General features: G+C 68.6%; 11 protein-coding genes. 4 read left to right on the plus strand and 7 right to left on the minus strand.

What is annotated here, in order from left to right; genetic code table 11:
* Positions 1-21: 21 nt before the first annotated feature.
* Positions 22-1,170 (plus strand): ABC transporter substrate-binding protein, encoded by a 1,149-nt coding sequence (locus D7325_RS14130; RefSeq protein WP_120996689.1) that lies wholly within the window; start codon positions 22-24, stop codon positions 1,168-1,170.
* 89 nt (positions 1,171-1,259) lie between these two features.
* On the plus strand, positions 1,260-1,886 hold the full coding sequence (locus tag D7325_RS14135) for a pseudouridine synthase (protein ID WP_120996691.1): 627 nt from the start codon (positions 1,260-1,262) through the stop codon (positions 1,884-1,886).
* A 1,241-nt stretch (positions 1,887-3,127) separates the two neighbouring features.
* On the opposite strand, the gene D7325_RS14140 is transcribed toward D7325_RS14135, so the two are convergent.
* The 4 genes from D7325_RS14140 to D7325_RS14155 form a co-directional block, all read right to left on the minus strand.
* Complete coding sequence (locus tag D7325_RS14140) at positions 3,128-3,346, minus strand: DUF2788 domain-containing protein (protein ID WP_120996693.1); 219 nt, start codon at positions 3,344-3,346, stop codon at positions 3,128-3,130.
* A gap of 100 nt (positions 3,347-3,446) precedes the next feature.
* On the minus strand, positions 3,447-3,926 hold the full coding sequence (locus D7325_RS14145; protein ID WP_120996695.1) for an Lrp/AsnC family transcriptional regulator: 480 nt from the start codon (positions 3,924-3,926) through the stop codon (positions 3,447-3,449).
* 366 nt (positions 3,927-4,292) lie between these two features.
* Positions 4,293-5,192: a cation diffusion facilitator family transporter gene (locus D7325_RS14150; protein WP_120996697.1), complete on the minus strand. Its 900-nt coding sequence runs from the start codon at positions 5,190-5,192 to the stop codon at positions 4,293-4,295.
* Positions 5,193-5,292: 100 nt separating this feature from the next.
* Positions 5,293-5,709 carry a polyribonucleotide nucleotidyltransferase gene (locus tag D7325_RS14155; RefSeq protein WP_120996699.1) on the minus strand — a complete coding sequence of 139 codons (417 nt, stop codon included), beginning with the start codon at positions 5,707-5,709 and terminating at the stop codon, positions 5,293-5,295.
* A 172-nt stretch (positions 5,710-5,881) separates the two neighbouring features.
* On the opposite strand from D7325_RS14155, the gene hrpB reads away from it, so the two are divergent.
* On the plus strand, positions 5,882-8,398 hold the full coding sequence (hrpB, locus tag D7325_RS14160) for an ATP-dependent helicase HrpB (RefSeq protein WP_120996701.1): 2,517 nt from the start codon (positions 5,882-5,884) through the stop codon (positions 8,396-8,398).
* Here the strand turns inward: hrpB and D7325_RS14165 are convergent, their stop codons facing one another.
* Both D7325_RS14165 and D7325_RS14170 read right to left on the minus strand, forming a co-directional pair.
* Positions 8,399-9,136 (minus strand): substrate-binding periplasmic protein, encoded by a 738-nt coding sequence (locus tag D7325_RS14165; RefSeq protein WP_177431801.1) that lies wholly within the window; start codon positions 9,134-9,136, stop codon positions 8,399-8,401.
* A 109-nt stretch (positions 9,137-9,245) separates the two neighbouring features.
* Positions 9,246-9,905, minus strand: a complete 660-nt coding sequence (locus D7325_RS14170) for a hypothetical protein (RefSeq protein WP_120997061.1) — start codon at positions 9,903-9,905, stop codon at positions 9,246-9,248.
* Positions 9,906-10,024: 119 nt separating this feature from the next.
* Here D7325_RS14170 and rhlE1 point away from each other — a divergent pair, with 119 nt between their 5' ends.
* Positions 10,025-11,347, plus strand: coding sequence for an RNA helicase RhlE1 (rhlE1, locus tag D7325_RS14175; protein WP_120996703.1), 1,323 nt, complete (start codon positions 10,025-10,027; stop codon positions 11,345-11,347).
* Positions 11,348-11,541: 194 nt separating this feature from the next.
* On the opposite strand, the gene gdhA is transcribed toward rhlE1, so the two are convergent.
* Entirely contained in the window at positions 11,542-12,879 is a 1,338-nt protein-coding gene (gene gdhA / locus D7325_RS14180; protein ID WP_120996705.1) for an NADP-specific glutamate dehydrogenase, read from the minus strand.
* Positions 12,880-13,026: the final 147 nt, after the last annotated feature.

The following is a 13,026-nucleotide window of genomic DNA, read 5'->3' on the forward strand; positions in this document are numbered from 1 at the left end:
GAATCAGCACAGGAGACCCACATGAAGAACCTCAAGGCACTGGCCGTGGCCACCGCACTGGCGCTGGGCATCGGAGGCCCGGCGCTGGCGGCAGACAAGACGCTGCACATCGGCTTCACCGGCCCGCTGAGCGGCGGCGCCGCCCTGTATGGCGAGAACACCCTCTCGGGGCTGCGCATGGCGGTCGAGGACGTCAACGAGGCCGGCGGCTTGAAGATCGGCGAGGACACCTATCAGGTCGAGCTGATCAGCCTGGACGACAAGTACTCGCCCAGCCAGGCGGCGACCAACGCCAAGCGGCTGGTGAAGGAATCGGGCGTCGAGGCGGTGTTCGTCCCGCATACCGGCGGCGTGTTCGCGCTGCAGGATTTCAACGTCGACGACGACTTCCTGATCATGGCCTACACCAGCGTGCCATCGGTCACCGCGCAGAAGAACCCGCTCACGGTGCGCATTCCGCCGGAGTTCAGCAACTACGTCGATTCCTTCTCCGACTACGCGCTCGAGCACTACGGCAAGCGGCTGGGCGTGGCCGGCGCGACCCATGAATACGCCAAGATCTGGACCGACATGATCACCGAGGCGTGGAAGGAGAAGGGCGGCGAGATCGTCGCCAGCAACCCGATGGACTACAACAAGTCGACCGACTTCTACACCGGCGTCAGCCGTGTCATCGCCGAAGGGCCGGACGTGATGTTCGTCGGCGGGGCGTCCGAGCCGACCGGGCTGGTCATCCAGCAGGCGCGTCAGCTCGGCTTCGGCGGCGGCTTCATCGTCATGGATCAGGCCAAGCTCGACGAGATCGCCGAGGTCACCGGCGGGCTGGACATGCTCGAAGGCGCGGTCGGCGTGGTGCCGCTGTCCGAGTACGACAGCGAGGTCGCGCAGGCCTTCGTCGATCGCTACAAGCAGGCGCACGGCAAGGTGCCGGGCTCCGAGGCGGCCTACAACTACCTGGCCTTCCACGTGCTGGCCAAGGCGATGCAGCTGGCCGGCAGCACCGAGCCCAAGGCGGTGCGGGCGAAGATGGGCGAGGCCATCGCCGCGCTGGAGCCGAAGTACAACCTCTACGCCATCCAGGGCATCACCGAGGACGGCGGCTTCATCACCCCGACGACGATGGCGGTGGTCGAAGACGGCAAGATCGTTCGCAAGCGGGTCGAAGAGTGAGGCGATCGCCCTCGTGCATCGCGCCGGCGCGGCTTGCGAGGCGCGCCGGGGCTGCCTAGCATGACCGGCCTTCAGCCGGTCAGCCGTCCATGCCTCGTACGCCCCGCCCCCCTGCCAAGCGTCGCCCACCCGTCCGGGGCGCGTCACGCCCGCTCAAGCCGCCACCCGCGACGCCGCGGCTGCTGGTGTTCAACAAACCCTTCGATGTGCTGACGCAGTTCAGCGACGCGCAAGGCCGGGCGACGCTCAAGGATTTCATCGAGGTGCCCGGCGTCTACCCCGCCGGGCGGCTGGATCGCGACAGTGAGGGCCTGTTGCTGCTGACCAACGACGGCCAGTTGCAGGCGCGCATCGCCGATCCCAGGCACAAGCTGCCCAAGACTTACTGGGTGCAGATCGAGGGCGAGCCGAGCGACGAGCAGCTGCAACGCCTGCGCGACGGGGTCCAGCTCAACGACGGGCCGACGCGGCCGGCCGAGGCGCGCCGGCTGGACGAGCCGGCCCTATGGCCGCGCAACCCGCCGGTGCGTTTTCGCAAGTCGGTGCCGACCCACTGGTTGGAGCTGGTGATCCGCGAGGGGCGCAACCGTCAGGTGCGACGCATGACCGCCGCGGTCGGCCTGCCGACGCTGCGGCTGGTGCGGGTGCGGATCGGCGACTGGACGCTCGATGACCTGGCGCCCGGCGAATGGCGCGAGGTCGAGGCGCGAAGGTGAGTGGCGCCGGTTGGCCGTACCGCCCCGTCACAAGATCAGGGGGAGTCCGTAGGAGCCAGCTTGCTGGCGAAGCTTTTGTCTTCTGGTTTTGCGGTCTGGAGTTCCAGACGCCGCGTTTTCCTCGGCCTGGCTTCTAGACGTCCGCCGGTTGGCCGTACCGCCCCGTCCAAGATCAGGGGAGTCCGTAGGAGCCAGCTTGCTGGCGAAGCTTTTGTCTTTTGGCTTTGCGATCAGGAGTTTCAGACGCCGCGCTTTCCTCGGCCCGGCTTCTAGACGCCCGCCGGTAGGCCGTACCGCCCCGTCACAAGATCAGGGGAGTCCGTAGGAGCCAGCTTGCTGGCGAAGCTTTTGTCTTTTGGCTTTACGGCCTGGAGTTTTTGACGCCGCGCTTTCCTCGGCCCGAACTACCGATTGCGCCCTGCACGGCGCGTCACTTTCTCTTGTCTCGCCAAGAGAAAGTAACCAAAGAGAAGGCGACCCCTGCATCCGGCCCCGGCTTTGCCGGGGTTCCCTCGCTCCGGTGCCGCTCCATGGGCACGCCACGAAGGGCCATCCATGGCCCTCGCGGCTCTCGCGGCATCCATGCCGCTCAACCCCTTCCACGGCACCTGCGCTCGGCCTGCTGAAGGGGCGAGTGGTGTGGCCTGATGGTTTGGGTGTGAAGAGCAAGAAGCAAAGCTGAAAAAGAGAAAGCGCAGCGTTGTGGTCTCGAGCGGGGGCAACCACGCGTAGGGTGCATTCGCGAAGCAATGCACCGGTTTCGCATCGGCGGCGGCCCCGGCGGATTGTTCGCTTCGCTCCGGAATCCGCCCTACGTCTGTTGCAGGTTGACGCAGCAATCACTCGAACATCAGGCGTTGCGCGGTGCCGGGCCTGGCGGATTGTTCGCTGCGCTCGTGAATCCGCCCTACGGTTCGGCGCCGCCGGGTGATCTGATCGCCAGCAAGCTGGCTCCTACAGGTGGGCTGTGCTGAGCCGTTGGCGCGAGGGTGGAGTCCGAACGCCTGCCAGCCGTAGGGTGCATTCGCGAAGCAATGCACCGGTTTCGCATCGGCAGCGTCGTTGGCGGATTGTTCGCTTCGCTCCTGAATCAGCCCTACGTCTGTGATGCAGCAATCACTCAAACATCAGCCAACGTAGGGTGGAAAACGCGCAAAGCGCTTTTCCACCTTGCTGCCCGGACGGACGTCCAGGATTGATTCGCCGATGAACAAGGCCGCGCCGTCGTTCACCGGAATGGCTCAATGGGGAATGCCGCGCGTCATCTCGACGATGTAACCGATCACCGGCTTGGCGATGAAGGCGAACAGGCACAGGCCAAGACCCAGGAAGAGAATGGCCGTACCGAGCTTGCCGGCTTTGGACTTCTTCGCCAGGTCCCAGATGATGAAGGCCATGAAGGCGATCAGCCCGCCCACCAGGATGATCATCATCCACTTCTCGAAAACTTCCGGATCCATCGCACACTCCATCGAAGGCTATGTCAGGTATGACCGGCGCGGGCGTCGTCCGCTCCATCGCGGCGACGCCTTGCCGCAGCGCGGCGCAGTATACGCGCGCCTAGCTGCGCAGGTGCTCGAGCGGCAACTGGGTGCTGGACAGGATCTGCTGCAGGACGAAGCTCGAACGCACGCTGGTGACGCCTTCGATGCGGGTCAGGGTGCCGAGCAGGAACTGCTGGTAGTGGTCCATATCGGGCACCACCACCTTGAGCTGATAGTCGGCGTCCATCCCGGTGACCAGGCTGCATTCGAGCACCTGCGGGCATTTGCGGATAACCGACTGGAAGTGCTCGAAGCGCTCGGGCGTGTGCCGATCCATGCCGATCAGCACGTAGGCGGTCAGCGTCAGGCCGATCTTCTTGCGGTCGAGCAGGGCGACCTGGCGCGCGATGTAGCCGTCGTCTTCCAGCTGCTTGACGCGCCGCGAACAGGGCGACGGCGACAGCCCGATGCGCTCGGCCAGCTCCTGGTTGGAAATGCGGGCGTCGCGTTGCAATTCATCGAGAATCTTCAGGTCGTAGCGGTCCAGCTTGCTCATCGAGAGTGCCTTTGGAGTCCTGGTTGCGCGTTAGCTTGCGCTGGCGACGATAAATTGCGCAAGGCGCACGTTCCTCGGCAGTTTTAGCAAGCGCCTGCCGCTCGGTCGGGCGTAGCCTGGCTTCATCTTCCCGCCCAGGACATCGAAGCCGGCCCGCCGCCATTCGGCCACCCCGGCCAGGCTTCCTTCGACCTTACCGAGGTCGTCGCTCCGGGCACGCGGCGCTCATGAGGCGCGGCGAGAAGGGGCAGCGACCCGCTGCATGATGGCCCGGCCATGCGGACAGGCTGGACAGTGACGACCCAGGTCGTGTGGTCACTGTCCAGCCTGTTTCGTTTCCGGGGGTTGGCCTCGGCGAGCGGCCCGTCAGCGCCGCGCGCGGGCGCGCTCGACCACGTCCTGCGGATCGGGATGCACCAGCACCTCGGCCTTTGGATAGGCCCGCTCGATCGCCTGTTCGACGGCCTCGCAGAGGTCATGCGCGCGGGCCAGCGACAACTCGCCGGGCAACTCCAGATGCAGCTGGACGAACCAGCGCGTGCCGGACATGCGGGTGCGCAGGTCATGGCAGCCGATCACGCCTGGCACCGCGCAGGCGAGGCGGTGCATTTCTTCGGCGACCGCCGGGTCCAGCTCCTGATCCATCAGCACCGAACAGGCCTCGCGCAGAATGCCGAGCGCGCTCCAGAAGATGTACAGCGCAATGAGGACGCCGAACACCGCATCGAGGCGGTCCCAGCCGTACCCGGCGAGTACGAGCGCCAGCAGGATGCCGCTGTTGAGCAGCAGGTCCGAGCGGTAATGCAGCGAGTCGGCGCGGATCGCCGTGGACCCGGTGACCCGCACCACATGGCGCTGGAACGCCAGCAGGCCCAGCGTTGCGCCCAGCGACACCACCATCACGGCGATGCCCAGGCCGGGTGCGGACAGCGGTTGGGGGTACAGCAGGCGGTCGATGCCTTGGAGCCCGACCAGCACGGCGCTGACGCAGATGAACGCCGACTGGCCCAGCCCGGCGAGCGCTTCGGCCTTGCCGTGACCGTAACGGTGGTCGTCATCGGCGGGGCGAAGCGAGTAATGCACCGCCAGCAGATTGAGCAGCGAGGCGGCGCCATCGAGCAGCGAATCGGTCAGCCCGGCGAGCAGGCTGACCGAGCCGCTTAGCCACCAGGCCACCGCCTTGGCCGCGGCCAGCAACAGGGCGACCGCCAGTGCGGCGCCGGTTGCCTGCCGCATCAGCCGGGCGTGGCTCGGGTGGGTGTTCATCGTCTGGTCGACGAGCTATCGACGCCGGCTGCACGGCGGAGCCGACCCGGCCCCTGCGACGCTGCGCAGCGACCGGACCGCTCGCCGACACGTGCGTGCATCACGCGGCGGGGCGCAGGCCGTACGCCGCCAGCTGCTCGAGGCTGCCCTGGTGGCGGATCAGGCGCGGATCGTCGAGCGGCAGGCTGCGACCGGTGTCCGCTTCGATGATGGCTTTCAGGCGCGCCGTGTCGATCTGCCCGTCTTCGCCGACCGCTTCCTGCAGGCGCTCGGGCGCCACGCTGTATTCGCCCTCGGGCAGGTAGATGGCGCCGGTGGCGAAGTCGATGCCGAAGGCGATCAGCCCCGGGATCACATAGAACAGCAGGCCGATGGCATCGAGCACGGCGACCGCCGGGTCGATGCGCCCTTCGATCTGGCCACGGCGGTCCGGGTAGAGGAGCGTGCCGCAGGCCGACAGCTGGGTGAACAGCGCAGCGGCCAGGACGCCGCCGATGACACGAGTACGGGTACGCATGGTGGTTCTCCTTGAAGAATCGCGCCGACTATACAAGGCGCCGAGGGCATTGCTCCATATCGGACCCCGCGCCCGCAGCGGCCGTTCGCCGCGGCCTCGGGGCCTTACGTCCGCTGCGCTCGCGACCGGGCGGCGGCGCCTATAATGCCGGCCCGCCGTTCCGGAGCCTCGCATGCAGCCGCTACCCATCGATGACGTCCTGCCCGCCCTGCGCGAGGCCCTGCGCCAGCGCGACGACGCGGTGCTCGAAGCGCCGCCCGGCGCCGGCAAGACGACGCGGGTGCCGCTCGCCTTGTTGGACGAGCCGTGGCTCGCGGGGCGCTCGATCCTGATGCTCGAGCCGCGCCGGCTGGCGGCCCGCGCCGCGGCGGAGCGGTTGGCGAGCGAGCGTGGGGAGGCGGTCGGGCAGACGGTGGGGTATCGCATCCGGCTTGACAGTCGGGTCGGGCCGAACACGCGGATCGAGGTGGTCACCGAAGGCATCCTCGCGCGGCGCTTGCAGGACGACCCTGCGCTCGAGGGGGTCGGGCTGGTCATCTTCGACGAATTCCACGAGCGCAGCCTCGACGCCGACCTCGCACTGGCGCTGACCCTCAACGCCCGCGACCTGCTGCGCGACGAGCCGCTGAAGGTGCTGCTGATGTCGGCGACGCTGGAGGGCGAGCGCCTGTCGCGCCTGCTCGGCGATGCGCCGGTGGTGCGCAGCGAAGGCCGCCTGCACCCGGTCGAGGTGCGCTGGGGCGCGCCATTCCAGCCGGGCGAGCGGATCGAGCCGCGGGTGGCGCAAACGGTCATGCAGGCGCTCGCCGACGAGACCGGCAGCGTGCTGGTGTTCCTCCCCGGCCAGGCCGAGATTCGCCGGGTCCAGGCGCTGCTCGACGACGCGCTGGCCGGGCGCGACGAGGTGCTGCTCTGCCCGCTGCACGGCGACCTGACGCTCGCGGCCCAGCGCACCGCCATCGAGCCGGCACCGACCGGGCGACGCAAGGTCGTGCTGGCGACCAACATCGCCGAGACCAGCCTGACCATCGACGGCGTGCGCGTGGTGATCGATGCCGGACTGGCGCGAGTGCCGCGCTTCGACCCGGGCAGCGGCATGACGCGGCTGGACACCCGGCGCATCTCGCGCGCCTCGGCCACGCAGCGGGCCGGACGTGCCGGACGCCTGGCGCCGGGCGTGTGCTACCGGCTGTGGTCGCAGGCGCAGCACGACCAGCTCGTAGCCTACGGCGAAGCGGAAATCCTCCAGGCCGACCTCGCCGGACTCGCCTTGCAGCTCGATCGCTGGGGCGCGACGCCGGAGGAACTCGTCTGGCTCGATGCGCCACCGCCGGCGGCCTACGCCCAGGCCCAGGCGTTGCTGGAACGGCTGGGTGCCGCGCGGCGGAGCGACGCGGGCCAGTGGCAGCTGACCGCGCATGGCCAGGCCATGGCCGAGCTGCCGGCCCATCCGCGCATCGCTCACCTGTTGCTGCGCGGCCAGGCGCTGGGACTCGGTCGACTGGCGGCGGATCTCGCTGCGCTGCTGGTCGAGCGGGACATCCAGCGCGGTGGCGGCGCGGACCTGGCGTCGCGGCTGGCGCTGCTCGAATCGCAGCCGCGCGACGGTGGCGTGCAGCGCGTGCGGCAGCTCGCCCGGCAATTCACCGGCCTGTTGCGCTCGCCGGCCGGGCGGCCACCGTTCGCGGCGGACGACCCCCGCTGGCTCGGCGCGTTGCTGGCCTTCGCCTATCCCGACCGGGTGGCTCGCCAGCGACGCGAGGACGGCGACGACTATCGGCTGGCCAACGGTCGCGCGGCACGCTTCGGCGAGCCGGACGCCCTGATGAAGTCGCCCTGGCTGGTGATCGCCGAGCTCGGCAGCCGCCAGGGACAGCGGGATGAACGCATCTACCGGGCGGCAGCACTCGACCCGGCGCTGTTCGACGGCGTGCTGGCCGAACAGCTCAGCGTGGTCGACGCGCTGGAATGGGACGAGCGTGAAGGTGCCCTGCGGGCCGAGCGGCAGCGGCGGGTCGGCGAGCTGGTGGTCGCCTGTGAACCGCTGCCCGGCCTGGATGAAGCGGCGCGCTGCCAGGCCCTGGTCGGACTGGTCCGGCGCAAGGGCCTGGCGCTGCTGCCCTGGACGCCGGAGCTGCGCCAATGGCAGGCGCGGGTGATGCTGCTACGCCAGCTGGATCGTGCCGCGGACGGCGACAGCCGCTGGCCGGACGTGAGTGACGACGCGCTGCTGGCATGCCTGGAAGACTGGCTCGCGCCCTACCTCGGGCGGGTCACGCGGCTGGCGCACTTCGCCCAGCTTGATCTGGCCGCCATGCTCGCCACACGGTTGCCCTGGCCCTTGCCGCGCGAACTCGACGCCCTCGCGCCGACGCACGTCGAGGTGCCGTCCGGTTCGCGCATTCGCCTCGACTACAGCGAGACGCCGCCGGTGCTCGCGGTGCGCCTGCAGGAGCTGTTCGGCCTGTCGGACACGCCGCGCATCGCCGGCGGGCGGCAGGTCGTCCTGCTGCATCTGCTGTCGCCGGCGCGGCGGCCCGTGCAGGTCACCCAGGACCTGGCCAGCTTCTGGCGCAGCACCTATGCCGAGGTGAAGAAAGACCTCAAGGGCCGCTATCCCAAGCATTACTGGCCGGACGATCCGCTGATCGCCGAGCCCACCGCCCGCGCCAAGCCGCGCGGGACCTGATCAGCGCGATGGGACGCGGAGATCGACGCCGGCCGCATCCAGCGCGTCATAGGCCTGGTCGAGCCGTTCGAGCAGAGCGGCCGCATCCGGCGCATAACGCGAGGCGATGAAGCGGATGGGCAGCGTGCGCACCGGCAGCGACGGCAACTCCGGCACGCCCAGCGCCCGGCGCGCCTGGCTCGCGGGCATGCCGTAGTCGAGCAGGTAGTCGCCGCGGCCGTGCAGCAGCATTTCCAGCGCGGCGACGTGGCTGCTCGCCTTGTGCAGGCGCATGCCCGGCCGTCGCAGGCGTTCGAGAACCTGCGGCGCATAGTTGTAACCGTTGAGGACGATCAACCCCTCGCCCGGCAGCGCGTCCAGGCTGTGCGGCAAGGCGCTGCCCGGTCGCAGGTAGAGGTTGATGTCCACCTCGCCAAGCAGGTTGCGCCCCTCGAGCGTATGCGGCGCCAGCTCCGGCTTGCCGGTCGCGCCGGGCCAGACGTCGACGCTGCCATCGCGCAGGGCGGCGTACAGGCGGGCGCTGGGCAGGGCGCGGAAGTACGGCTCGTAGCCCGCCTGATGAGCCACCTTGCGCATCACCTCGGCGGTCGGCCCGTGGGTGGCGCCGGCCGCGTCGGTGTAGATCGACGGCGGGAAATCGTAATAGCCGATCCGCAGGACCGGCAGTTCGGCGTGCGCGGGACGCCAAAGCGATACCAGCAGTGTCAGCGCCATCAGCAGGCGAGGTGAGCGGATCATGAGCGGCTCCGAAGCAAGACAAGGCTGGCGTCCACCTCGGATGCCGGCCAGGTGCCAGCATGGCGGATTTCCGTCCTCGGAGCAGCTTCGACGCGATGACCGGCCGGTCTCAGGTCTCGCCTGCGGCCAGGCTCAGCATGAAGCAGCGAAACATCACCACCGTCGCGAACAGTTGCACCACGCCCAGCAGGGCGTCGAGCGCGAGGGTCGGCAGCAGTGCCCGGCCGGCGTCCGGCAGGCTGGCCGCGAGCCAGATGTCCAGCGCCCAGAGCGGCACCAGCACCGCCAGGGCGCAGCCGAGCACCAGCAGGAAGCGGCCCTGGGTCAGGCGCATGCTGTCGGCCAGGGCGCGCAGGGGTGTGCGGCCTTCGAGGACCAGCAGGTACTCGGCGAAGGCGATCTTGACCATGATCCAGATGCCCGGCAGAACGAACAACGACGCACCGAACAGGATCAGCAGGCTGGCGATCGCGCTCAGCAGCGCCATGCGCGGCCACAGGGCCAGCGCACGGCTGTAGAGCTGGCCGGCCGTGGGTGAATGGCCCCGGCTGCGCGCGTCGAGATAGAGGATCAGCGCCGCGCTGTAGAGCGGGTAGAACAGCAGGCCGATGAGCAGGTCCTGCATGGCGAGCCGTTCGGTGACCAGTTCGCCGGTGAGGTGGCGGGCCAGGCTCTCGGCCAGAATCAGCGGCATGCAGAGCATGGCGATGCGCAGGAAGTGACGGCGGTAGAAGAACCAGGCATCGCGCAGGATGGTGACGACGGTCATCGGCGTGGGCATGTCGAAAAAATGGCCGCCACTCTAGCCCAAGCGCCGCCCCGATGGCAGCACCGACGGCCGGGGCGGCTGCTAGAATCGGCGCCCTTTATCGGATCCGGGCTGCCGCCATGAGCTTTTCCTCGCTGGGCCTGATCGAGCCGCTGCTGCGCACGCTCGACAGCCTCGACTACCACACGCCGACGCCGGTCCAGCGCGCTGCGATACCGCCCGTGCTGAAGGGCCGTGACCTGATGGCCGCGGCCCAGACCGGCACCGGCAAGACCGCCGGGTTCGCCCTGCCGCTGTTGCAGCGACTGACGCTCGAAGGCCCGCGCGTCGCCGCCAACAGCGTGCGCGCCCTGGTGCTGGTGCCGACGCGCGAGCTGGCCGAGCAGGTCCAGCAGAGCTTTCTCGCCTATGGCCGCGACCTGCCGCTGCGCAGCTACGCCGTCTACGGTGGGGTCAGTCTCAACCCGCAGATGATGGCGCTGCGCAAGGGCGTCGACGTGCTGGTCGCGACACCCGGCCGGCTGCTCGATCTGTATCGGCAGAACGCAGTGACGTTCGGGCAGTTGCAGGCGCTGGTGCTCGACGAGGCCGACCGCATGCTCGACCTGGGTTTCGCCCGTGAACTGGACGAGCTGTTCGCGGCGCTGCCGAGGCGGCGCCAGACGCTGCTGTTCTCGGCGACCTTCTCCGATGCGATCCGGCAGATGGCTGGCGAGTTGCTGCGCGATCCGGCGCGCGTCGAGGTCAGCCCGCGTAACGCCGCCGCCAGCAGCGTGCGCCAATGGCTGATCCCGGTGGACAAGAAGCGCAAGGCCGAGCTGTTCCTGCACCTGCTGTCCGCACACGGCTGGCCGCAGGTGCTGGTGTTCGCCAAGACCCGCAAGGGCACCGATGTGCTGGTCGAGGAGCTGCAACAGCAGGGCGTCGCCAGCGAATCGATCCACGGCGACAAGCCGCAGCCGTCCCGCCTGCGCGCACTGGAGCGCTTCAAGGCCGGCGAGCTGCGGGTGCTGGTGGCCACCGACGTGGCGGCCCGTGGGCTCGACATCCACGACCTGCCGTGCGTGGTGAATCTCGACCTGCCCACGGTGGCCGAGGATTACGTGCACCGTATCGGCCGTACCGGGCGCGCCGGGGCGACCGGCGAGGCGATCTCGCTGGTGGCGGCGGATGAGGTCGAGCTGCTCGCGGCCATCGAAACGCTCATCGGCAAGACCCTGCGCCGCGAGGAGGAGCCGGGCTTCGTGCCGGATCACCGCGTGCCGGAGACGGCGCCGGGCGGGGTCGTGCTGAAGAAACCGAAGAAGCCCAAGCAGAAAACCGTGCCCGGCGCGGGCAAGGGCAAGATCCACCTCGGCAACTGGTTCGAGGAAGGCGAGAAGCCCAACGTCAAAACCGTGCGCAAAACACCCGGCTTCGGAAACAAGCCCAGGAAGGGTTGATGGCTTGTGCGTAGGCCGCGCCGCCTTTGCGGGTGCACGCAGGCCGTGACGCTGTCCGCTTGGCGGGTTGTTCGCTGCGCTCCTGAACCCGCCCTACGTTGTTGCTGTGAAACCGTGCCCTGCAGGGTGGCGCTCAAGTCTTCCGCTTGAAGCGGCCGAGGCGGGTTGGTCCCGCACCGACCGTGGCGGGTCGATCAAACGACGCCTTGGGCGATCATGGCGTCGGCGACCTTCACGAATCCGGCGATGTTGGCGCCGTCCACGTAGTTGACCCGGCCGTTGCGCTCGCCGTGCTGCACGCAGGCGTGGTGGATCGACTGCATGATGCCGTGCAGCTTGGTGTCCACCTCGCCGGCGGTCCAGTGCAGGCGCATCGCGTTCTGGCTCATCTCCAGGCCGCTACAGGCCACGCCGCCGGCATTCGACGCCTTGCCCGGTGCGTAGAGGATGCCCGCTTCGATGAACAGGTCCACCGCTTCGAGCGTCGAGGGCATGTTGGCGCCTTCGGCCACGCAGGTGCAGCCGTTGGCCAGCAGGGTGCGCGCGTCGTTGCCGTCCAGCTCGTTCTGCGTCGCGCACGGCAGGGCGATATCGCACGCCAGGCCCCAGGGACGTTCGCCGGGTAGAAAGGTCGCGTCGAAGTGCCGGGCCATTTCCTCGAGGCGTCCACGACGGACGTTCTTGAGGTCCATCAGGTAGGCCCACTGTTCGTCGGTCAGCCCGTCAGGCAGGTGCAGCGTGCCGCCCGAGTCGGACAGGGAGACGACCTGGCCACCCAGCTCCATGACCTTCTGCGCCGCATATTGCGCCACGTTGCCGGAGCCCGAGATGGCTACCCGCTTGCCGTCGACGCTGTCGTGGCGGGTCTTGAGCATCTCCTCGGCGAAGTAGACGCAGCCGTAACCGGTCGCTTCCGGGCGGATCAGGCTGCCGCCGTAGGCCAGCCCCTTGCCGGTCAGCACCGACGTGAACTGGTTGGACAGGCGCTTGTACTGGCCGAACAGGAAGCCGATCTCGCGCGCCCCGACGCCGATGTCGCCGGCCGGTACGTCGAGGTCGGCACCGATGTGGCGGTACAGCTCGCTCATGAACGACTGGCAGAAGCGCATCACTTCACCGTCGCTCTTGCCCTTGGGGTCGAAATCCGAGCCGCCCTTGCCGCCGCCCATCGGCAGCGAGGTCAGCGAATTCTTGAAGACCTGTTCGAACGCCAGGAACTTCAGCACGCCCACGTTCACGGACGGGTGGAAGCGCAGACCGCCCTTGTAGGGGCCGATGGCGCTGCTCATCTGGATGCGGAAGCCGCGGTTGACCTGCACGCGGCCCTGATCGTCGATCCAGGGTACGCGGAACATGATCGCGCGCTCGGGCTCGACGATGCGCTCCAGGATGCCGGCCTGGAGATAGCGCGGGTTGGCTTCCAGGAAGGGCCAGAGGCTGCGTACGACTTCCTCGACGGCCTGATGGAACTCGGGCTGATGGGGGTCGCGCTGCTTCAGGCGCGCCATGAAGCTATCGATGGTTTGGCTCATGGGGAAGGTCCTCGACAGGCGCGTCCTGTCGGACGGCCGGGAAAAAGGGAGGTCGACTCTAGCAACCAGCCTTGAGCGTAGGAAGCACCTTTTTGGTGCTTGGGGTGGTGGGAGGGGATTGTTCTGGCTTTCTTCGGTCAGCGCTGA

Source organism: Stutzerimonas urumqiensis, from assembly GCF_003640395.1.
Classification (GTDB): Bacteria; Pseudomonadota; Gammaproteobacteria; order Pseudomonadales; family Pseudomonadaceae; genus Stutzerimonas; species Stutzerimonas urumqiensis.